This window comes from Prevotella sp. LCP21S3_D2 (genome assembly GCF_052118345.1).
In the GTDB taxonomy this organism is placed as follows: Bacteria; Bacteroidota; Bacteroidia; order Bacteroidales; family Bacteroidaceae; genus Prevotella.
The window spans coordinates 47,522-69,016 of record NZ_JBQKHJ010000021.1 but is presented as its reverse complement, the minus strand read 5'-3'; the positions used below and the strand labels follow the sequence as shown (position 1 = coordinate 69,016).

Annotated in this window: 17 protein-coding genes; 7 read left to right on the top strand and 10 right to left on the bottom strand. The window is 44.8% G+C overall.

Translation table 11 applies throughout. From position 1 onward, the window contains the following. A partial coding sequence (locus tag ACTQ16_RS12525; RefSeq protein ID WP_441937682.1) for a hypothetical protein occupies window positions 1-256 on the bottom strand: 256 nt, incomplete at its 3' end. Window positions 257-430: 174 nt separating this feature from the next. On the opposite strand from ACTQ16_RS12525, the gene ACTQ16_RS12520 reads away from it, so the two are divergent. Next, complete coding sequence (locus ACTQ16_RS12520) at window positions 431-1,096, top strand: phenylalanine--tRNA ligase beta subunit-related protein (RefSeq protein ID WP_294971804.1); 666 nt, start codon at window positions 431-433, stop codon at window positions 1,094-1,096. A gap of 720 nt (window positions 1,097-1,816) precedes the next feature. Here ACTQ16_RS12520 and ACTQ16_RS12515 read toward each other — a convergent pair. The 5 genes from ACTQ16_RS12515 to ACTQ16_RS12495 all read right to left on the bottom strand — a co-directional run bounded on the left by ACTQ16_RS12515 (window position 1,817) and on the right by ACTQ16_RS12495 (window position 8,820). Next, window positions 1,817-2,332 (bottom strand): lipid-binding protein, encoded by a 516-nt coding sequence (locus ACTQ16_RS12515; protein ID WP_264965055.1) that lies wholly within the window; start codon window positions 2,330-2,332, stop codon window positions 1,817-1,819. Between the two features lie 33 nt (window positions 2,333-2,365). After that, window positions 2,366-3,082: a BT_2262 family domain-containing protein gene (locus ACTQ16_RS12510; RefSeq protein WP_294971801.1), complete on the bottom strand. Its 717-nt coding sequence runs from the start codon at window positions 3,080-3,082 to the stop codon at window positions 2,366-2,368. A 43-nt stretch (window positions 3,083-3,125) separates the two neighbouring features. Beyond that, on the bottom strand, window positions 3,126-4,619 hold the full coding sequence (locus tag ACTQ16_RS12505) for a SusD/RagB family nutrient-binding outer membrane lipoprotein (protein ID WP_294971798.1): 1,494 nt from the start codon (window positions 4,617-4,619) through the stop codon (window positions 3,126-3,128). Between the two features lie 13 nt (window positions 4,620-4,632). Continuing rightward, complete coding sequence (locus tag ACTQ16_RS12500) at window positions 4,633-7,821, bottom strand: SusC/RagA family TonB-linked outer membrane protein (RefSeq protein WP_441937680.1); 3,189 nt, start codon at window positions 7,819-7,821, stop codon at window positions 4,633-4,635. A gap of 186 nt (window positions 7,822-8,007) precedes the next feature. Then, window positions 8,008-8,820 (bottom strand): Cof-type HAD-IIB family hydrolase, encoded by an 813-nt coding sequence (locus ACTQ16_RS12495; RefSeq protein ID WP_441937679.1) that lies wholly within the window; start codon window positions 8,818-8,820, stop codon window positions 8,008-8,010. Window positions 8,821-9,063: 243 nt separating this feature from the next. Here ACTQ16_RS12495 and ACTQ16_RS12490 point away from each other — a divergent pair, with 243 nt between their 5' ends. The 5 genes from ACTQ16_RS12490 (at window position 9,064) to ACTQ16_RS12470 (ending at window position 15,288) form a co-directional block, all read left to right on the top strand. After that, the gene (locus ACTQ16_RS12490; RefSeq protein ID WP_294971792.1) at window positions 9,064-9,972 is read left to right on the top strand and encodes a FimB/Mfa2 family fimbrial subunit; all 909 of its coding nucleotides are present in this window, start codon (window positions 9,064-9,066) and stop codon (window positions 9,970-9,972) included. Between the two features lie 170 nt (window positions 9,973-10,142). After that, window positions 10,143-11,651, top strand: coding sequence for a TolC family protein (locus ACTQ16_RS12485; protein WP_294971789.1), 1,509 nt, complete (start codon window positions 10,143-10,145; stop codon window positions 11,649-11,651). Window positions 11,652-11,795: 144 nt separating this feature from the next. Continuing rightward, window positions 11,796-12,779 carry an HlyD family secretion protein gene (locus ACTQ16_RS12480; RefSeq protein ID WP_153122223.1) on the top strand — a complete coding sequence of 328 codons (984 nt, stop codon included), beginning with the start codon at window positions 11,796-11,798 and terminating at the stop codon, window positions 12,777-12,779. Window positions 12,780-12,784: 5 nt separating this feature from the next. Then, a complete protein-coding gene (locus tag ACTQ16_RS12475; protein WP_294971785.1) occupies window positions 12,785-13,948 on the top strand; it encodes an ABC transporter permease in 1,164 nt (387 codons plus the stop codon). 77 nt (window positions 13,949-14,025) lie between these two features. Continuing rightward, a complete protein-coding gene (locus ACTQ16_RS12470) occupies window positions 14,026-15,288 on the top strand; it encodes an ABC transporter permease (RefSeq protein WP_294971781.1) in 1,263 nt (420 codons plus the stop codon). A gap of 430 nt (window positions 15,289-15,718) precedes the next feature. On the opposite strand, the gene ACTQ16_RS12465 is transcribed toward ACTQ16_RS12470, so the two are convergent. After that, window positions 15,719-16,819, bottom strand: coding sequence for a P-loop NTPase (locus ACTQ16_RS12465; RefSeq protein ID WP_441937676.1), 1,101 nt, complete (start codon window positions 16,817-16,819; stop codon window positions 15,719-15,721). A gap of 161 nt (window positions 16,820-16,980) precedes the next feature. On the opposite strand from ACTQ16_RS12465, the gene ACTQ16_RS12460 reads away from it, so the two are divergent. Next, a complete protein-coding gene (locus ACTQ16_RS12460; RefSeq protein WP_441937674.1) occupies window positions 16,981-19,107 on the top strand; it encodes a glycosyl hydrolase 115 family protein in 2,127 nt (708 codons plus the stop codon). Between the two features lie 458 nt (window positions 19,108-19,565). On the opposite strand, the gene ACTQ16_RS12455 is transcribed toward ACTQ16_RS12460, so the two are convergent. The 3 genes from ACTQ16_RS12455 to ACTQ16_RS12445 all read right to left on the bottom strand — a co-directional run bounded on the left by ACTQ16_RS12455 (window position 19,566) and on the right by ACTQ16_RS12445 (window position 21,437). Continuing rightward, a complete protein-coding gene (locus ACTQ16_RS12455) occupies window positions 19,566-20,015 on the bottom strand; it encodes a PIN domain-containing protein (RefSeq protein ID WP_294972295.1) in 450 nt (149 codons plus the stop codon). A gap of 5 nt (window positions 20,016-20,020) precedes the next feature. Beyond that, complete coding sequence (locus tag ACTQ16_RS12450) at window positions 20,021-20,260, bottom strand: hypothetical protein (RefSeq protein ID WP_294972292.1); 240 nt, start codon at window positions 20,258-20,260, stop codon at window positions 20,021-20,023. Window positions 20,261-20,420: 160 nt separating this feature from the next. Continuing rightward, entirely contained in the window at window positions 20,421-21,437 is a 1,017-nt protein-coding gene (locus ACTQ16_RS12445; RefSeq protein WP_153079366.1) for a branched-chain amino acid aminotransferase, read from the bottom strand. Window positions 21,438-21,495: the final 58 nt, after the last annotated feature.

Below are 21,495 nucleotides of genomic sequence, written 5' to 3'. Positions count from 1 at the left end.
TTCTTTTACCCAGTCTCTTCATACTCCCTATATATAATAAGGTGTAATCCAAAACCGCTTCTTGTACTACTTGTCTGTTTATGTAAAATCTTTCAAAGAACTCTTTCTTTAATGCTTGAGATATTGTATTTCTCAAAAGCGAGTGCAAAAGTACGAACATTTTCCGAAACCACCAAATATTTCCAAGAAAAAGTTTAGAAATTAACAGTATTTTAACACTTCCACTGTGTTTATCGTATTTTTTCTGATATTTCACTTTATTATATACATGCAGGCAATGCGCATGCGTGCGGGCGCACACTCATTGTCAGTATTCATCAAATGATACTTAAAAAATGACATTTCCTTGGTGATTACATATATTATTAGTAATTTTGCCGTGTCAAAATATAATGGAAGAACAGTACATATAAAAAATACAATTCTGAATATGAAGATAATAGTATCGGAAGAAATAGAATCAGTATGCCCTACCTTTGTAGGAGCATGCGTGGAAGCTAAAGTAGAAAATACTCCATACAGCAAAGAACTATGGGATGAAATCAATTCACTAGGTGAGAAATACAAAGAAACGCTCACCACAGAGTCTCTGAAAGAGATAAGCGGAATTGCAGCAACCCGAAAAGTTTATCGTGCTTGTGGCAAAGACCCATCCCGTTACCGTCCGGCTTCAGAAGCCCTTATCCGAAGAATGCTGCAGGGCAAGGAACTCTATCAAAGAGATACGCTGGTGGACCTAGTCAACTTGGCGAGTATCGCATACGGTTATAGCATCGGTGGTTTCGATGCCGATAAGTTTGAAGGAGATACACTGACACTAGGTGTCGGGAAGGCAGACGAACCTTACGAAGGTATCGGCAGAGGTATAATCAATATCGAAGGTCTTCCAGTTTATCGGGACAAGATTGGCGGTGTGGGAACTCCTACCAGCGACAACGAACGCACAAAGATGACCATTGACACGACCCATCTGGTGGTTCTCATCAACGGCTATGATGGAGATGAGCAGCACGTGCGCGAGAATGCCGAGTTCATCCTGGAGCTTCTGAAGAAATACTGCAAAAGCCACGAAGGGAGCTATTTTATTTACCAATAAAATAAAATCTCTCCGTAGCAGAGAAAATTACGTCGGGATATTTCTATCTGTGCCTTTCCATGGCAAAATATTGCCCTTACTGGAGCATTATTTTGCCATGGAAAGGCACATTTCGTTACATCAGGATAGTTTATATTCAATAACTTCAAGGAAGAAGAAAGTTACAGAAGGATTTCGAAAACACCCTTCACCTTTTGCCCTGAAATGCCGATAAACACTGGTGATTCCATGGGTGAAGAGTGGTCTTGACCCTTCACCACCCTTCACCTCAATTGATTTTCAAGCCACTCAGAAGAGATTTGTTTTAAGGCACTTTTGGAATTGAAAGAAGACTTAAGTAAACTTTAATAGAGCCATAAGTAAACTTTATCTAAGGCTCAAACAAAATCCAAAGATAACCTATTCTAAAACCAAAGGATACTTAAAATAAACACAATAGAGGTTTAGGCAAACCATAATAGAAGCCGAACACAAACCTTGATGAGAGCCACTTAACATGAAAAGGTGAAGGGTGAAGGGTGTTTTTGAGTTTTATCCCTAATTTTTCAAATAATAAAACAGGACAGCGGACAGCTATCCCCATACAACCGCAAAAAGGGGACCGGCCACCGCCAGTCCCCAAAGACGAGAGAGAGATATAAGTGTTGACTTGGTCAACAACGAGGCAAATCACTTTGCCTTATATTATATCCATTTATTATTTTAATAGAGTTTAATCTATTATTCATAGAAGCCAGAATGTCTAACTCCTGAGATGCGATAAGTCAAAGCATTATCATCATCGCTGAACTTAACCTTATAGCAGATGCTATCACAAGGAAGTCCGTGAAGGTTCTTTCCCTGATTCAATAACACCTGACCTTCGAGCAACTCAACATTGCCTGCCTCAGCATTAGAAGGATTATAGCTAGAACCAGCAGCTGCAGAGAAAGTTTTGGCAGCATAATCTACATTCACTTTCATCTGTACGCCCCAGAAGCCAGCATCCTGCAACCACATTTCCTTATCGCTATTGGCAGCAGTATTGTAGGTATTCACAGTAATGGTACCCAATCCATACGGATCTTCATACAAAACATTACCATTTTCATCTACAGCATCAACCTGTACATCCCAAATACCAGCCATCTGCTCAACGGCAGTTCCACCAGCCGACTCATCAGTCTCAGTATCACAAGACACAAGAGCGAAGCAGCCCAGCAAGGCGAACATAAACATTGAAATATATTTCTTCATAATCTTATTCCTTTAAAATCTTAATTTTTTTTATTACTTCAATGTGATGACGAAATCCATTGATGTAGCATAATTCACCACGTAAGAGATTTCTCCTGTAGCAGGATCATACTTTCCATCCTTAAAGCCAGTAGCAGAATCGCCCCAACCTTCCACAGAACTAGAAAGCAAGACCAGAGAATTATCAGCCAACAACTGGAAGTAACCTGTCATTGCGTAGCTTGAACCATAACCAGCCTTCTGGTCATAGTAACCACCCATCATATCACTTACATAGAAGATGCCAGGTGCAGCCTTAGTAACCTTAACGGTATAACCAGAGAAAGAAGTAGTAGCTACAGAACCATCCTCTTTGTGATAATCACGATGAGAACCAGCCTGGAGAGTATAGGTACCCGACATATCTGTTGTAATGGTTGGATCACAGACAGCTACAGTACGAGTAGTAGATACTGAGAAGCCATCAGCATTTGTTGCAGAATAAGTAATGTAATACAAACCTGCCTTAGAAGCATCTACAGTACCAGACGTTACAACCTTAGAAGAATAATCTTCTCCATTCAACGTAGCTTTACAACCCTGCTCTGTATAAGTGGTACCGATAGGCACCTGAACAAAGTCATCACCCTGGATTTCCAAAACCGGATAATATGTAATCCTTGAATCAGTAAACTCCTCATCGTCGCTGCAAGAAGTTAATCCAACAGCAGTCATGCTGAGCATCAAGGCCAAAAACAATATCTTTTTCATATCTTTTATCTTTATATAATGAATGAATAAAAGTACCTATTGATTACTTAACATCCCAGAATACAGGATCTGCCAAAGTCTTAACGGCAGGAGTATTCTTGTTCAGCTGACGCGCTGTTGAAGGATAAGGCATACGCTTGCACAAGCCGCCCTTACCATAGTAATTAACAGCAGGCGCAATCAGATTACCAGCAGTATAGCTTGTTGGATCCTTGTGAACCTTCTCAGCAGAAGCAGAAGACAAGACAGGAACATCAGTACGACGCTGCTCAGACCAAGCCTCGAAGTGATTACGATAGAACAAAGCAACCCACTTCTGCATATAGATCAAATTCAACTTATCTTCCTTAGTAGCCTGCTTATCGAAGTTTACCTTATCACCTGCAATGAAATCAGAGTAACCTGCAACCTGACGAGACAAGAAGTCATTCTCAACAGCAGCCTCATAATCAGCCTTGGCAGCAGCCTCATCGTTATTGAATCGCAACTCAACCTCAGCCTTCAGGAACTCAACCTCGCTAAGAGTAAAGAGATAAACCGGCATAGCTTTGGCAACCTCTGTATTAACGAGACTTACATCCTTATCCATCAACTTAGTACCATCCCAATCCAAATACTTAGTCTTTGCACCAGGAATCTCACCTACATACTTACCACTTGCAGTAGCCTTGTTCAAAGCATAGGCCTCACGAGGGTCATTGGTAGCATTGAAGTAAGTTACCAATGGATAAGCAGCACAGAAGTTGTTTGCATTCAAAGAGAAGATATTACCATACCAAGGATTATACTGTCCCTCTGCATTGCTATATACATTAAATACTACATCAGAAACAGGGAGGATACCGTTAGCCACGATAGCCTTAGCCTTGGCAGTATAATTAGCCGCATCTACATTTGCATCAATCAGACGCATATACATACGAAGACGGAGGGCATTGGCAAAACGCTTCCAGCTGTTCAGGTTCTTGCTGAACATAGGGTCAGTCATATCGATGTTATCCGAAGCAGCAATAGCAGCCTCAGCATCATCCATAGCCTTCAAAACATTCTCATACACACTCTTACCATCATCCCAAACCGGATTAGGATTAGAGCTTCCCTGGCAAGCCTCTGTATAAGGAGCATCGCTACAAGCATCTACCATATACTGCATAGCCAAAGCTGTCATTACCTTGCAGACATAGAGGTTGGCTGTATTGGTAGTCTTACTCTCAATATCCTTGATATCAGTCATCGCACCGGCATAGATGGTACGATAGCAACGATCGAAGAGCTGAGAAGCCTCATCAAAGTGAAGCTCAGCAATATTGTTATACTGGTTATACTCAGGACGCTGCTCAAAATACTGAGCAAAATAGCCACCATAAGTGAACATTGCATCACCAGGAACCGCAGCTATGGCATTCTGCACAGCAGGGAACTCCAATGTTGGTGTAATATCACCAGAAGCAGGATAGTTTGGATTCTCATTGATATCCATATCGCAGCTAGAAAGCGCCAAGAGGCAAGCTGCACTACATAATAATATTTTTTTCATAAATGATCCACCTTTAGAATTTAACAGAAACATTGAAACCCATCTTGCGTGAGCTTGGGTTAGCAGAATACTCACCGAAGTTACCAGACAAGTCGTTACCGAAAGAGGTTGACTCTGGGTCGATGAATGTATTGCTAGAAGGTGTCCAGAGGAAGAGGTTGTTACCGAAGACAGAAACCTTAACGCCTGTCAAGAAAGTATTAGCCAACCAAGCCTTTGGCAAATCCCAAGAGAGAACTACTGAACGAAGCTTTACATAACTCTTGTCAACCAAGAATTCTGCATCGTAGTTATCAGCACCATTGTTCCAATAGTTGTAGATATTGGTTGGTGTCAAAGCTGTAGTATTCTCTGTATAGATAGGAGCACCATTAGCATCTGTACCAGACTGAACCACAGAATTTGGAATAATCCATGGGTTACGATGGTTGTATGCTGTCTGGATAGCATTACCTGTGAAGTATTCAATATTCTTGGTACGAGAGAACATCACACCACCCTTACGGATATCAAAGTCGAATGACAGGCTGACACCCTTATAAGACAAGGTATTAGAAATACCCATCTGATACTTACTGTTCATGCTACCAACAATCTCCTGCTTATCAGTCTTCTGAGGAAGACCATTAGCATCAACGATCAAACGTCCCTGGTCATCACGCTTAGAAGTATAAGCCTTGAACACACCGAGTTCCTCACCTACGATAGCATAGAGAGAAGTACCACCAGAGAAACCGTAGATGACAGATTCACCGCCGAGTTCCTCAGGCAAAGAGATTACCTTACTCTTGTTCTTGGTGAAGTTCCAAGAGAGATCCCATTTGAAATCCTTGGTCTTAATTGGAGTTACGCTTACCAACGCCTCGATACCACGGTTGCGGATCTTACCCAGGTTCATATTCTGAGCTGTATAACCAGAAGCAGGATCCATATCCAAAGAGAAGATTTGCTTATCAGAGTTTCTGTCATAATATGAAACATCGAAAGAAACACGGTTCTGCAAGAATGCCATGTTCAAACCAAGCTCAAACTCAGTTGTCATCTCAGGACTCAATGTATTGCTACCCAGAGTATTGCCCTTGGTATAAGCATTGTAGTTACCATTGGTGAATGGGAAGCTACTAGAACCCCAGCCTGAAGTGCTAGCTGAAGCCTGAGCATAGACAGAGTTTGTCATATATACGCTGGCATCGTTACCTGTCTTACCCCAAGCAGCACGGAACTTACCGAAAGTTACGATCTTCTGAGCCTCAGGAGACAGGAACTTAGAGAATACGAAGCTACCTGTTACACCTGGATAGAAGAATGAGCGGTTACCCTTTGGAAGAGTAGAAGACCAGTCGTTACGAGCGGTCATTGTCAAATAAGCCCAATCGTCCCATCCGAGTTCTACCTGACCGTATGCACCCATCAAACGACGAAGTGACTGATACTGAGAAAGAGATGGTTTCTCAGAAGAGTTGGTCAAGTTGAAATAAGTAGGAATTGTCAAATTAGTAACAGCACCATACAAATATGAGTACTTACGCTCATTACCATTGAAACCGAGAGCTGCATTTACATCCAACTTATCGATGAACTTATGTGTGTAATTGAACATTGCATTGAAGTCCATCTCACGGCGACGCTCAGTCTGCTCTGTTACAGAACCAGTCAATGACTTCAATGCATCCGCCCAGTTGGGAGTGTTTGCATAAAGAGCAGACATGTTTGGTTCACCGGTATTATGATCACCAGTAGTTGTATCAAGACCGAAACGGGTAGAGAACTTCAAATCGGTGAAGATATCCCAGTCAAACTGCAACTTACCATAGAAACGCTCAGATTCATACTCATTCTTGTAGTTATTCAAGATATAGTATGGGTTGGTTACACCATAAGGAGTATAGTAATAACCTGGAGTATTGAATGGATCATTCAAGTCCTTCATCTCTACGATACTGATATCGCGAGGTGTCTGCATGATGGCATTGTACATAGAACCAGTCTTCTGACCAGTAGTCACGAAGTTGTTCTTCTGATAAGCATAGTTGGCAGACATGCTCAAAGTTACATTCTTGATCTTGTGAGAAGCACGACCAGAGAATGTATATTTGTTGTAACTATCCGCATCAGTAGGGATAATACCATCATCATGAATCTGAGAAAGACTCAAGAAGAAGTTACTAGCATCAGTTGCACCATTGAAAGATACACTGTTGCTGTAGCGAAGACCCGTGTCAAAGAAGTCCTTTACATTATTCTTAATAGGAAGATAGCTCTTCAGTTTCTGAGAGTTATCGTAAACATTACCATATTTCAAGGTTGAGCCATCGAAAGCTGGTCCCCAAGAACCATTCTCGATATCAGTCTTGTCACCGTACCAACCCATACCGAACTCGTTCTGGAGCTGAGGCAAACGAAGCACTGACTCAAACTGCAAACCACCATTATACTCTACACCAATGCCCTTGTTCTGCTTCTTACCACTCTTGGTAGTAATCAACACAACACCATTGGCAGCACGGCTACCATAAAGTGCTGTTGCGGCAGCACCCTTCAGAATGGTCATGCTGGCAACATCGTCAGGGTTTACGGCATTGGCACCATTACCAAAGTCATAACCATTGTCCAAGCCATTGCTACTGGAAACAGAAGAGTTATTCAATGGCACACCATCAACAACATACAAAGGCTGGTTGTTACCCGACAATGAGCTGACACCACGGATGATGACAGAATTAGAAGCACCTGGGTCAGAAGATGTAGAAGAAATCTGCACACCAGCTACCTTACCAGCCAAACTTGACATAACGTCGCTGGTACGAGTTTCAGAGATTTTCTCACCGCCCACAACAGCAGCAGAATAACCCAAAGCCTTACTAGAACGGGAAATACCCATCGCAGTAACAACAACCTCATCAAGGTTTCTTGAGTCAGCAACCAGCATAATCTTCATCTTAGCAGAAGCTTTTACTTTCTTTGGCTCCATACCAAGATAAGAAACTTCGAGAACAGCATTCTTACCTGCATTTGGCAGAGTAAAGTTACCATCCACATCTGTCACTGTACCAGTCTTTGTTCCTGCGATTTTTACAGATGCGCCAATTATCGGCTCACCGTCTTCCTGAGAAACAACTTTACCTGTAACAGTAGTCTGCGCGAGAGCCATTCCTGTTGAAAGAACAAGCCCTCCCATTAACATGGTTAGTCTTTTTGTCATAATTTCTCTCTCTAAAAATTAAACAACTTACAATTATCGGATGCAAAGATACACACTTTTTATAAAATAAACAAATTTTTAGCTAACAAAATGCAAGTCAAAGTGCACTTTTCCCTACTTTTTGCATATTTTCTGCATATTTCCCAACTTTTAGACAGATTTTTTATGACTAAAGACAACAAAATGTTAGTTTTCAGCAACAACACCATACTTGATGAGGGCATTCTTCACTCCATCTTCATCCACATGGGTGGTAATGAAATCGGCTACCTGCTTCAGATCTTCGCCGGCATTGCCCATTGCCACACCCACTCCAGCTTCCTTGATGATGGAGATATCGTTGCCGCCATCACCGAAAGCCATGGTTTCTTCAATGTTCAAACCCAGATAATCAGCCATGGCATGAAGTCCCTTTCCCTTGTCGGCTCCACGCGCCGTGATGTCAGTAAAGGCAGGATGCCATCTGCCGGAAGTGCAGTTTTCGAGCGTAGGCATCAGGAGCGCTTCCTGCTCTACGGTACAGAAAGGAGTGACCTGCAGAATTGGCTCTTCGCCCAAATCGTTTACATCCGTAATGAAGATACTGCTATCCACTCCCAGTCCCTTGCAGAAAATCTCATAAACCTCGTCGGTATAATGATGGATGGCAAAACGGCTCTCGCTTACCACGATGGCAGGATAGTTGTCTCTATCAGCAGCATCGATGATCTTCTTCACATCCGAAGGAAGGATGGCATGCTGACTCACCACCGTATCCTGGACAAAACAGCGGGCACCATTGGTGGTGATGTAACCGTCGATGAGATGCTCTATCTGACCAAGATTATTGATAATCTGCTTTGGGCGACCTGTAGAAATATAAATCTCTACCCCATTCTTCTTTGCCTGTTCCAAGGCATCTACCGTGCTTTGCGGAATCCTGTGGGTTTTGAAACTCACCAAAGTGCCATCAATATCGAAGAACAAAGCCTTCACCTTTTTATTCTCTTTCTTATCCATATATCATACAATAATTTTCCTTTTATTATAATAATGCTATATATATAATAAGGTGTAATCATAAAAAAACACTTATTATCGGGTACAAAATTACAAAAAAACGGATAATTCACAAAAAATATAAAGAATTATTTGATTTTACTTGCAATCGTCAAATAAAAAATGTAAATTTGCAATGACTTCCATGCACAGGAAAAATTCTTGATTCATGCAAAAGGAAGCAAGCTAACTAACAAGAAAACAATGAAGAAGGAATGCTACAAATTATTGGCAGCAATCATTTTGATGCTAGTAGCGACGTTCACTTCATGCGAAAAGTTTTCTCTCGATGAATCGGGCCAAAGCTCAACACATGACGCAAACGCCAACGTAACGGTGCGCATACACCAAGTTCAGAACCGCACTATCGGAAAAGTTACCAAGGCAACAACTTCGGGAACAGCTCTCCAGGATGTATGTTCCAGAGTTTCCTTTGTGGTCTTTGATGGCGAAGAGAAAATAGAGACCATCAACCAAACCAGCGATGACGCGAATTTCGGCATTGCCAGTTTCAGTCTGGATGAAGGCGAATACAGACTCGTTGTCATTGCCCATAGCGGCAAGGGCAACTGCACGATGAGTGTGCCCGAAAAGGTAAAATTCACGAGCAACAAGCTTACCGACACCTTTTATTATTATGGCAGATTGAGCATCAAGAGCGATAAGGTAGAGGCAGATGTGAAGCTGCAGCGAGCCGTAGCAGCCTTCAAGCTTCATATTACTGACGAAACGATTCCGGAAGAAGTCAGGAGCATCAAGTTCTACTATACCGGAGGAAGCAGTACGCTGGATGCAACCACGGGATATGGCTGTGTAAACAGTCGGCAGACGGAAATCTTCAATTTCACAGACAACAACAGAGACTTCACCGTATATACTTTCCCGCACGAAGAGAACAAGGCTATCAAGATGACCATCAGCATCTTAGATGCCGATGCCCATGCCATCAAAACCTTTACCAAGTCTGATTTAAAGATGAAAAGAAACGAAATCATCAAGACAGACATTTCGCTTACGAAATCATCAGGCGGAAGTTTAGATGAAGACGATGACAGAAATGTAGGCTTAACGGTTGATGCCGACTGGGGTGAAGAAACCGTTGTACGTTTCTGAGAAAAGGGAAAAAGTAACATGCATCATAGTAGGAAAACTATGATGTATGTTCCATTTTTCCACAATATAAGATTTTTTTTATTTCTTAAAGATTTCATAAATAAATTTTCTTTGATATTTAAGAATAATTCGATAATTTTGCATCCGATATTATATAATATTATATAAGGATGAAAAAAATAATAACTATTTTCATGATGATGGGAGCATTGATTCCTGCCGGGGCACAAGCGCAAGCGTTAAGTCTCGACAGTTGCCGTGCTATGGCTCTGCGCAACAACAAGCAGATCAATGCCTCGAAGCTCAAGAAAGACGTGGCGTATAACCTGAAGAAATCGGCACGCACGAAATACTTGCCTAAGGTGGACGCCTTGGGTGGATATGAATGGTTCAGCAAAGAGATTTCCCTGCTGAACAGTGATCAGAAAGCAGCATTCAGCAATTTGGGTTCTACTCTGGCTGGTGGAATCTCAGGGAATGCCAGCAATCTGATGGGACAGTTGGTTGGTCAGGGCATCTTGACGCCAGAACAGGCACAGAAGATAGGAGACTTGCTTTCTGATAAATTGGCTTCTGTCCAGCAGCAGGGCAATGCTATCGGACAAAATGTAGTGGATGCTTTCAGAACTGACACCCGAAACATGTGGGCAGGAAGCGTGATGGTAAGACAGCCTATCTATATGGGCGGTGCTATTATTGCAGCCAACAAGATTGCCGACATCGGAGAAGAAATAGCTGAGAACGATCTGGATCATCAGACCCAGCAGACTCTCTACGCCATCGACCAGGCTTACTGGCTGGCAGTTTCGCTCAAACAGAAGCATAAGCTAGCCACCAGTTACCGCGACCTGGTACAGAAGCTCAATGATGATGTTCACAAGATGATCAAGCAGGGTGTTGCGACGAAGGCTGACGGCTTGAAGGTAGACGTAAAGGTGAACGAGGCAGAGATGAAGATGACTCAGGCAGAAGACGGACTGGCTCTTTCCAAGATGCTGCTCTGCCAGCTCTGCGGAATCCCGATGAATCAGGAAATCACACTTGCTGATGAAGATAAGGAGACCTTGGCTCTTTCAGGAACACCTGTCGACACAGAACAGCAAAGAGTAGCAGCTGCCGACTCAGCGATGAATACCCGTCCGGAATTGAGAATGCTCCAGAATGCACTCGATATTTCCAAACAGGCTACCAATCTGGTGAGAGCCATCTACATGCCACATGTAGCTCTGACCGGTGGCTACACCATTTCAAATCCTAATGTTTTCAATGGATTCCAGAAGAAATTCACAGGAGTATGGAACGTAGGAATCATCGTCCAGGTGCCAGTATGGAACTGGTTTGACTGCGCCTATAAGGTGAGAGCATCTAAGGCAACCACCAATATCGCCCAGATGAACCTGGATGATACGCGCGAGAAGATTCACCTTCAGATTGCGCAGAGCCAGTTCAAGGTGAAGGAAGCTCAGAAGAAGCTCAATATGGCGATGAGAAACATTGCCAGCGCTGAGGAAAACCTCAGATGCGCCAACCTCGGATTCAAGGAAGGCGTAATGGAGGTTACCGATGTGATGGCTGCACAGACTGCCTGGCAACAGGCTCAGAGCCAGAAGATTGACGCCGAAATCGACGTGAAGCTGACACAGGTTGGGCTCAACAAGGCGCTCGGTATCCTGCAATAACGGCACCGGGGCAAAAATCCTGGGGCGGAAATCCTGGGGGCGGAAATCCGATGGAATCGGATTTAACGGTTACTAGAGGGGGACTTTCTTCCTCAGTTTCATCTTTATAAAAGAAGTTTTAAAAAAAATCAAATTCAGATAAAAATGTCTAAGAAATCACAGCATAACAACATATTACTCGCTGTCATCGGATTTACGGCGGTAGTTATCCTAGTGGGTGTCATCGGTTTCTTTACCTTGGAACAGAAGGACGACACCATCCAGGGCGAGGTTGAAGTTTCAGAATACAGAGTATCCTGCAAGTTGCCTGGCCGTATAGTAGAATTGAGAGTGAAAGAGGGCGACTATGTTCACGTAGGCGATACTCTCGCCATCCTCGAAGTTCCTGAGATGAAATCACAGGAGCAGATGCTCCAGGCAACCAATGCTGCTGCCGAAGCCATGAAGGATTTGACCGATGCCGGTGCACGCAAGGAGCAGATTCAGGGTGCTTATCAGCTGGTTCAGCAGGCAGAAGCTGCTGCAACCATCGCCAAGAAGACCTACGACCGCATGCAGAACCTCTACAACGAGGGCGTCATCAGCGGTCAGAAGCGCGATGAGGCTTTTGCAGCCTACAAGGCAACAGAGGCACAGGTGGCTGCAGCCAAGAGCCAGTATGAAATGGCCAAGAACGGAGCACGTGAGCAGGAGAAGCGCATGGCTGCCAACAACACCCAGGCTTCCAAGAGCGCCGTGGATGTAGTGAAGAATCTCCTGAAGGAGACGGTTCAGATTGCCCAGTGCGAAGGCGAGGTAAGCAATGTCTATCCAAAGGTAGGCGAGCTGGTGGGTCTTGGTTCTCCTATCATGAGCATCTCTATCATGAGCGATATGTGGGGAACCTTCAATGTCCGCGAAGACCATCTCCAGGGTTTGAACAAGGGTGATGAATTTACCGCTTTCGTCCCAGCCTTCAACAAGGATATCAAGATGAAGGTTTATTACCTGAAGGACCAGGGTTCATACGCAACCTGGAAGGCAACCAAGGACAATGGCGATTACGACCGCAAGACTTTCGAGGTGAAGGCCCGTCCTATCACCAAGCTCGAAGGATTGCGCCCGGGAATGTCACTCATCATTAAATAACTTCTATGTTCAAGAGATTATATCATATTGCCCTCAGAGAATGCGGCATCATGTGGAAGAATCCTATCTATCTCTTCTGCATGGTCATCTTCCCCATCGTGGTGGTGATTTTCTTCACTACCCTGATGCAGGGAGGTGTGCCTACCGACATGCCTGTGGGCATTGTTGACCAGGACAAATCTCATACCTCCCGCCAGCTGGTGCATAAGCTCGACGCTTTCCAGACCACCAAGGTGGTGGCTCACTATGAGAACATAGCTGAGGCAAGACATGCTATCCAGAAGAACGAAATCTATGCCTTCCTGGTGATTCCTAACGGAACGGAGGCAGGATTGATGGCTCAGAAACAGCCTAAGATTTCCTTCTACTACAGCAGCGTGTCGCTGGCGGCAGGCTCCCTGCTCTTCCGCGACTTGAAGACCATTTCTACCCTGGGAGGAGCAGCGGCAGGAATGGCGAAGCTGTCGGCACTGGGAAAGACGAATGATGAAATCATGACCTTTCTGCAGCCTATTGCTGTAGATTTGCACATGATAGGCAATCCATATGCCAACTACAACTACTATCTCTCCACGGTGATGGTGCCGGGACTCATCATGCTGTTCATCTTCCTGATTACACCTTATTCTATAGGAACGGAGTTGAAATTCAACCGGGCAAAAGACTGGATGCGAATGGCGAACAACAATCCTTATCTCGCCATCGCCGGCAAGATGCTTCCTCAGACGCTCATCTTCCTGAGCATCTTCCTGCTGTTCGAGTTCTATATCTATCATGTACTGGATTTCCCTCATCCGGGCGGTGCGCTGCCTATCATCCTGCTGGGCATTCTGAGCGTATTATCCTGCCAGTGCTTTGGCATTTTTGCCTTCGGACTGATGCCTTCGCTCCGTATGTCGATGAGTATCTGTTCGTTGTGGGGCGTGGTTAGTTTCTCCATCTGCGGAGCCACCTATCCGCTCTTCGCCATGGATTCGCCTATCCAGGCCATCGGACAGCTCTTCCCTATGCGCCATTACTACATGATTTACCAGATGAACATCTTCAATGGTTTCCCGATGAGCGATGCAGTATTGCACTGGGGTGCGATGGTGCTCTTCTGTGCCCTGCCAATGCTCACTATCTGGAACATCAAGAAGGCAATGCTGGTTTACAAGTACCTGCCGTAGGAAAGTGAAGAGTGAAGAACGAAGAATTCAACAGCTTTACGAATCATAAAGTTCAATGTTCAAAGTTAAAGAGTTCAATGTTAAAAAGTAGTTTACTATATAAGATTATCAATGGTATCTGGGACATGTGCTTCATCTGGAAGACGGAAATGCGCAATGTGTTCCGTGACGAGGGTGTGCTCATCTTCTGTATCCTGGTGCCGCTGGGCTATCCGCTGCTCTACTCGTGGATTTACAACAACGAGGTGGTGAGAGAGGTGGATACGGCGATTGTCGACCTCAGCCACAGCCATACTTCCCGCGAGTTTATCCGCGATTACGATGCCTCTCCTGATGCCAAGGCAACGTATTACTGCAACAGTCTTGATGAGGCGAAGCAGCTGGTACAGAAGCAGGCTGTGCATGGAATCATCTATATTCCTTCCGATTTCGACACCAAGCTGAATCGTGGCGAACAGGCGCATGTGGGCGTTTATTGCGATATGAGTCTGATGCTTACCTATAAGGCAATTTATCAGACGGCGCAGGGCGTGGCAAGCCATATCAATTCGGGCATTCAGATTTCTAAAGGTGGCGGATTCACGGATAGAGACGATGAGATTACCACCGAGCCGCTGGCTTTCGATGAGGTTCCGATTTTCAACACAACCGGGGGATACGGAAATGCGATTCTTCCGGGTGTTCTGGTGCTGATTCTGCAGCAAACCATGCTGTTGGGCATCGGAATGGCGGCAGGAACATCAAGAGAAACGAACAGAAATCGCGAACTGATACCGGTAAGCAAGCATTATGGCGGTATTTTCCGCATCGTTTTCGGTAAGGCGATGGTTTATTTCATGGTTTATGCCGTGATGGGAATGTATCTTACGCTGGTAGTTCCGAAACTGTTCGGATTTGTCAGCATGGTAACGTGGACCACCATTCTTGGTTTCCTCTTGCCTTATATCCTATCGTGCATTTTCTTCGGTTTTATGCTGTCATGTCTGGTAAAATATCGTGAAAACGTGATGCTTCTGGTGGTATTTACCTCCGTTCCATTGCTTTTTATGACGGGAATTTCATGGCCACAGAGCAATATTCCGGGCTTTTGGCAAGGATTTTCGTGGGTTTTCCCATCCACTTTCGGCATCCGGGGATTCCTCAGAATCAGCAGTATGGGAGCATCTCTTGCTGATATTCTTCCGGAATTCAGGGCGCTCTGGATACAGACGGGCGTCTATTTCCTGGCTACCTGCCTGGTTTTCAGGCAGCAACTGCGTTCTGCAAGACTCAAGGCAAATCTTACAGCTGAAGTAGCAGAAGAAGAGGATGAGGCGGAAGAAATCGTGGAGAATGGATAATGGATAATGTACAATGAATAATGTACAATGGATAATTTCGGGGGTGACCATGCAAAAAACGACTGTTAACTGTTAACCTGTTAACTCCTGAGAAAAAAGAGGGTGTGTCAAGAGCGCAACCCCGCCAGGCGTCCCGGCGGATTTGAAATCCGCCGTAAAAAAAAGTTCGACCTATTAAAACCGGGGATTTACAATCCCCCAACATAAGGTAAAGCATACTCCTTTGCTGCGGATTGCAAATCCGCAGAGCCTAAATAGGTTAGGACATTTTTTAATGCCGGATTGCAAATCCGGCAGGACGCCAGGGGTGACCATGCAAAAAACAGCTGTTAACTGTTAACCTGTTAACTCCTCTGATAAAAATAAAGCTAGGACTGCTTGAGGGCAATCCTAGCTTTTTATTTTATACCCTTATCAAATAGGATATTTACTACTTGTGTGTACTTACAATCTTGGTTGGAGCCTTCTCGGCATTTCTGCGGTTCACCACCGTCACGATGCTCTGGGCAAGGCTCAGGAAAGCCTGACCGGTGATGGTATCAACCTTGGTTGCAGCAGGAGCACCATCATCTCCACCCTCGCAGATGCTCTGGACGATAGGAATCTGTGCAAGCAATGGCACGTTCATCTCCTTGGCAAGATTCTTGCAGCCCTCCTTACCAAAGATATAATACTTATTCTCAGGCAACTCGGCAGGAGTAAAGTAAGCCATGTTCTCGATAAGACCGAGGATTGGCACGTTCACCTTGTCATTCTGATACATGTCAATACCCTTACGGGCATCAGCCAGAGCCACCTGCTGAGGAGTACTTACGATAACCGCACCCGTGATGGCAAGCGTCTGGAGCAGAGTAAGATGAATATCGCTTGTGCCAGGAGGAGTATCAAGGATGAAGTAATCCAACTCGCCCCAGTCAGCATCAGCAATCAACTGCTTCAAGGCAGAGCAAGCCATACCGCCACGCCACAAAGTAGCCGTGGTAGGACTTACGAAGAAACCGATACTCAGGAGCTTAACGCCATATTTCTCGATAGGTTCGATGAGGTCTCTTCCGTCCTTGTGAACAGAATAAGGACGCTCCTCCTCAACACCGAACATCTTAGGCATGGAAGGACCGAAGATATCAGTATCGAGCAAACCCACCTTATAGCCCAGCTTAGCCAGGGCAATGGCGAGATTGGCAGAAACGGTACTCTTGCCTACTCCACCCTTACCGGAGCTTACAGCGATGACGTTCTTCACCTGTGGCAGCATCTTGCCCACCTCAGGACGAGGAGCCGACTTGAATTCAGTAACTATCTCAACCTCAACCTCCTTGGAGATATGATAATGGATGGCAGCCTCAGCCGCCTTCACGGTACTCTTCAGGAAAGGATCAGTATCACGAGGGAAGAGCAAGACCACCTTCACCTTCATACCATTGATGCTAGGCGTATCAGCCAGCATCTCGCTCTCGATGAGGTTCTTCTTCGTACCCGGGTAGATGACCGTAGCAAGAGCCTCTTCTATTAATTTCGGATATAATGTCATAATTCTTCTGTTTATTTGTGCAAAAGTAACAATAAATAATGTAATAAGCAAATAAAAACTAAATAATTTCAGATATTAAACACTTTTATGTATCTTTGCAGATTAGAGAAATGTGGAGATTTCACACTTATCCACGACCAACCCGTTTAAAACGCAAAGAAATGAACTATAAAAAGATTATTATAGGTGCTGCATTGACCTTGGCCTGCTTCTCTTGCCTTCCTGTCAATGCCCTAACCTCAAACAGAAGCAAGAAAACAGAAGCACAGGCCGTTGCCCCAAAGGTTTATTGGACCGACAGCAACGGCAGAGTGACCTACTCCATCAACGCCACAAAGGCACCCGTGGTGAAAATAGCGCTCAGAGAGTTTGCCAACGACATGAAAGCGGTTACCGGCTTAGAAGCTAGGGAGAAATCGAATGCTCCGATACAGATTTATCAGCTCGATTTACTTTCGAACAAGGAATTTTCAGCTGTTGAAAAACTCAAGATTCCGCTGCATCAGTTCATAACCGCCAAGGACGCCTTCTACATCGGAGTGAGGAAGAACCGCCTCATCGTGGTAGGAAGCAACGCCCGAGGCACCGCCTACGCCATCATGCAGCTGTCTCAGCTGGCTGGCGTCACTCCCTTCATGGCGTGGCACGACCTTCAGCCTCAGCCACACAGCTCCATCTCTACCCCTTCCAAGCAGGAATGGCTGGAGATTCCGAGAATAGAATTCAGAGGACTGGCGCTCAACGGAAGCCAATGGATGAACCCGAAGAACTATAGCCGCATCGCACGACTGATGCTGAGACTGAAATGCAACACCCTCTGGAAGGTAGACGGAAAGCACGATGCTGCCTATAATAAAGCCGTCGTAGACAGCTTTGACATCTGTCTGGCGGACAACTACAAGGTGACGGAACTGACGGGCAAGAAGCACAAGAAGAAGCGCAGAAAGACCATCGAGAACGTGAAGATGGTTTGCGACAACAGCCAGATGGAGATGGGACAAACGGCTCCGGGACTGCTGCTCGAAATGCTGAACAACAGGGATTACCTGGAGACCAAGAACGGTCATCGCAACAAATCGCACCGCTCTGCAGTCCACAACGACGAGGATTGCGCCTGGATAGCCAACATATCCAATCCGCTGACAGCATCGCTTCAGCTGTCGATGATGATGAATCTGGCATGGGATAAAAACGCGCTGACAAAGGATTGCAAGAGCTATCTGGACAATTGGCTCAGCAACCTTTTTGGAGCCGCTACAGGCAAGAAAATCGCGCCTCTGATGGAAGAATACTATCGCCTTACCAGCATCCGCCAGCCGGCTTATATGATCATGCCTTACGGCGATACAGAATTCCATTCGGGAGAGTTCGGCAATGAGCTGGAGCGCCATCTCTACTATTTCGAACAGCTGAAGGCGAAGGCTGTAGCCATCGAGCGTACCCTGCCAGCCGGTCAGAAAGACGGTTTCTTCGAGATTGTGAAGTATCCTATCTTCTCTGCAGCCCTTATCGCCGAGAAGGAATTAGAGGCGCAGGAAGCCCGCCAAATCGCCCGTCCGGGACTTTTCTACAAGGACGATGAAGCGAAGACAGCAGCAGCCGTCAGCCTCAACGCCTACAATACGCTGAAGCAGCTCAATGCCTATTACGCCAGGATTGGCAAGGGGAAATGGGCGAACTTCATCGACAACAAAGCCTCAGAGATGCAGGCTCCGCAGCTGCCGGGCACGCTCAGAGCCAACGAAATCAAATCGCTGATGGCAGATGCCTTCAACCGGAATACCGATTTCCTCGCGCTCTCTACCTACACCAACGACATCATCGCCAAGAATGCCTATGAGTGGCAAAAGGGCTATAACGCCCCTCAGAGCCAGGGAAAGGACGCTGAGCGCATCAAGTTGATTCCGCTCCTGGGACACAGCAACAAGGCCGTTAAACTGCCTAAGGGAGCCACGCTCAACTATACTTTCTATTGCAGAAAGAGCGGGGATGCGAGATTTACGCTGGCTGTAATACCAAGTTATCTGGAAAATGTGAAGAACATGAGGGTAAGCGTGAGCATAGATCGTGCCGAGCCGGTAGTGTGCCAGATGAAGGAAATTTTCAATTCAAAGGAATGGAAATTCGATCATTGGAGGGGTCAATCCCTCAAGAATTTCTATGTTACGCTGTCTAGCGGCAACCACACCATCGAAATCAAGGCATTGGATGATAACGTGATTATCGACCAGTGGGTAGTGGATTTTGATGTGGATAGAGAATATTATGTATTCCCAGTATCGAGATAAATACAAGCCTCTGCTTCAAAGCAGGGGCTTCTTTTATGGTCTAGGCTTGCCACAAATGATGACCAGGTCTTGCCATAAATGATGGCTAAGGCTCTACATAAGAGACGGTTAAACAGCGCTTCCGTTCCTGCTTACCAAGCAATAATAAAGGCAAAAATACATTAAATATACGAACTCATAGTTTCTTCCCTCCCATCTCTATGAGTTGACCATCAGGAAGCATAGAGTAAGCACGAAAGAGGGGCAGGGTTAACAGGGTTAACAGTTAACACCCGAAAAATGCATACCCCCACCCCTACACATATAAAAATAAGTATATATATATTTATTATTATATAAGGTACGCGAGGGGGAGGTAGGAAAAAACAGCTGTTAACTGTTAACTCTGTTAACCACCTCTCTTGCCTTAAAAAGAAAAAGCCTCTCAGCAAGGGGGAATGCTGAAAGGCTATGGTATTTTATTCGAGATACTTCTCAACAAATTCCTCAGGAGTCAAAACTTCCGGTCTTTGTCCTAATACGTTTTTATAATCTTTGATGTTGATAGTCAACAGAACATCACAATCATTCTGCAAGGCACAATGATACTGAAAACTATCCTCTATGTCGGTAAAGCGCTCGTCATTGATAGCTTCTTGAACTGTTTCTGCTGAACAATCTACAGTAGGAGCCAACTGCAAAAACGCTAAAAGCGTCTGTCTGACTCTCTCTGTCTGCTCAGGCCTATGAATACCATGCTCTTTAAAATAAAGAGTAACAAGATATGCATTTGTGTACATACCTCCAACAGAAGCTACAGCAGAAATAATTTCATCTTCTATAGCATCAAAAACATCTCGTACCCATCTGAATTGCTTACGGCACGTGGTGTATTCGATAAAAATATTAGTATCTAAAAAGACTTTCATCGTTGTCAGATTTGATATTTTTCTTCTAGATACTCCTCTATTAATTCCTTATCCGACTTATCTGTCTTCATATCAGTCTTCATAATACCGCATAAGGCATCATGAGCATATTGCTTTCTTGCAATCTTTGCCTTAGGCTTAGCTTTAGCTACTAATTTCTTAGCATACTCCGTCAACTCCTGCTTCAATGTTTCCAACTGATAAGTCTGAGGCACATCCAATGATATATTGATAGTTGTCTGCATAATCTTTCCTTTCTTTTAAGAAGTTATATTTCTGTGGGCAAAGTTACGATTATTTTATGAAACTCGCAAGAAAATGGATGAAAAAGGCAGAAAAAAAAGCACTCCAAGAAGCGAAAACTCCTCAAAGTGCTCTGAACGAAATATTATCTCTTATTGGTTTTTACTCAATAACTACGGTTGTCCAACCGTGCTTGTCCTCGATGGTACCATACTGGATTCCACGGAGGGTATCATAGAGGTGCTTAGAGATAGGACCTGGCTTCTCACCGAAGTTGTAGCGCTTGCCAGTATCCAAGTCGTCAATGTAGCTGATAGGACTGATTACGGCAGCTGTACCGCATGCACCAGCCTCCTCGAAGGTATCCAGCTCATCCTCAGGAATCTGACGGCGCTCAACCTTCATACCGAGATCCTCAGCCAGCTGCATCAAGCTCTTGTTGGTGATAGATGGGAGGATGGATGTACTCTTAGGAGTAACGTATGTATTGTTCTTGATACCGAAGAAGTTGGCAGCACCACACTCATCCATGTATTTCTTCTCCTTGGCGTCGAGATAGAACTCGCAGGCATAACCCTTCTCGTGAGCAATATTGTTGGCTCTGAGGGAAGCAGCATAGTTTCCACCCACCTTATAGATACCTGTTCCGAGAGGAGCAGAGCGGTCGAAATCACGGATGATGACGTATGGGTTGGTAGAGAATCCACCCTTGAAGTATGGACCCACTGGAGTTACGAAGATGAGGAAGCAATACTCTTTAGAAGGATGCACGCCCACCTGAGCACTTGTACCGATGAGCAGCGGACGGATATAGAGCGTAGCACCGCTCTCATAGGTAGGAATCCACTCCTGGTTGAGGCGGACCACCTTTTTAACCATTTCCTCGAACATTTCTGTAGGCACCTCTGGCATCAGAATGCCACGACATGTGCTCTGCAAGCGCTTAGCGTTCTCGTCCATGCGGAACACGCGCACCTTGCCGTCTGGGCAACGATAAGCCTTCAAGCCCTCGAAAGCCTCCTGACCATAGTGCAAGCAGGTTGCAGCCATGTGCAATTTCAAATACTCATCAGAGCAAACTTCTATTTCGCCCCATTTGCCGTCGCGATAGTAACAGCGAACATTGTAGTCAGTCTGGCGATAGCCAAATGACAAATTAGACCAATCTAAGTCTTTCATAACATCTATATTTTTAATGTTCTACTAATATTTTGAATGCAAAAGTACAAAATATTCT

What these genes read in the sequence shown, in the direction of transcription:
- ACTQ16_RS12520 (WP_294971804.1), top strand. Translation starts at nt 431, where the DNA reads ATGAAGATAATAGTATCGGAAGAAATAGAATCAGTATGCCCTACCTTT.
- ACTQ16_RS12515 (WP_264965055.1), bottom strand. Translation starts at nt 2,332, where the DNA reads ATGAAGAAATATATTTCAATGTTTATGTTCGCCTTGCTGGGCTGCTTC.
- ACTQ16_RS12510 (WP_294971801.1), bottom strand. Translation starts at nt 3,082, where the DNA reads ATGAAAAAGATATTGTTTTTGGCCTTGATGCTCAGCATGACTGCTGTT.
- ACTQ16_RS12505 (WP_294971798.1), bottom strand. Translation starts at nt 4,619, where the DNA reads ATGAAAAAAATATTATTATGTAGTGCAGCTTGCCTCTTGGCGCTTTCT.
- ACTQ16_RS12500 (WP_441937680.1), bottom strand. Translation starts at nt 7,821, where the DNA reads ATGACAAAAAGACTAACCATGTTAATGGGAGGGCTTGTTCTTTCAACA.
- ACTQ16_RS12495 (WP_441937679.1), bottom strand. Translation starts at nt 8,820, where the DNA reads ATGGATAAGAAAGAGAATAAAAAGGTGAAGGCTTTGTTCTTCGATATT.
- ACTQ16_RS12490 (WP_294971792.1), top strand. Translation starts at nt 9,064, where the DNA reads ATGAAGAAGGAATGCTACAAATTATTGGCAGCAATCATTTTGATGCTA.
- ACTQ16_RS12485 (WP_294971789.1), top strand. Translation starts at nt 10,143, where the DNA reads ATGAAAAAAATAATAACTATTTTCATGATGATGGGAGCATTGATTCCT.
- ACTQ16_RS12480 (WP_153122223.1), top strand. Translation starts at nt 11,796, where the DNA reads ATGTCTAAGAAATCACAGCATAACAACATATTACTCGCTGTCATCGGA.
- ACTQ16_RS12475 (WP_294971785.1), top strand. Translation starts at nt 12,785, where the DNA reads ATGTTCAAGAGATTATATCATATTGCCCTCAGAGAATGCGGCATCATG.
- ACTQ16_RS12470 (WP_294971781.1), top strand. Translation starts at nt 14,026, where the DNA reads ATGTTAAAAAGTAGTTTACTATATAAGATTATCAATGGTATCTGGGAC.
- ACTQ16_RS12465 (WP_441937676.1), bottom strand. Translation starts at nt 16,819, where the DNA reads ATGACATTATATCCGAAATTAATAGAAGAGGCTCTTGCTACGGTCATC.
- ACTQ16_RS12460 (WP_441937674.1), top strand. Translation starts at nt 16,981, where the DNA reads ATGAACTATAAAAAGATTATTATAGGTGCTGCATTGACCTTGGCCTGC.
- ACTQ16_RS12455 (WP_294972295.1), bottom strand. Translation starts at nt 20,015, where the DNA reads ATGAAAGTCTTTTTAGATACTAATATTTTTATCGAATACACCACGTGC.
- ACTQ16_RS12450 (WP_294972292.1), bottom strand. Translation starts at nt 20,260, where the DNA reads ATGCAGACAACTATCAATATATCATTGGATGTGCCTCAGACTTATCAG.
- ACTQ16_RS12445 (WP_153079366.1), bottom strand. Translation starts at nt 21,437, where the DNA reads ATGAAAGACTTAGATTGGTCTAATTTGTCATTTGGCTATCGCCAGACT.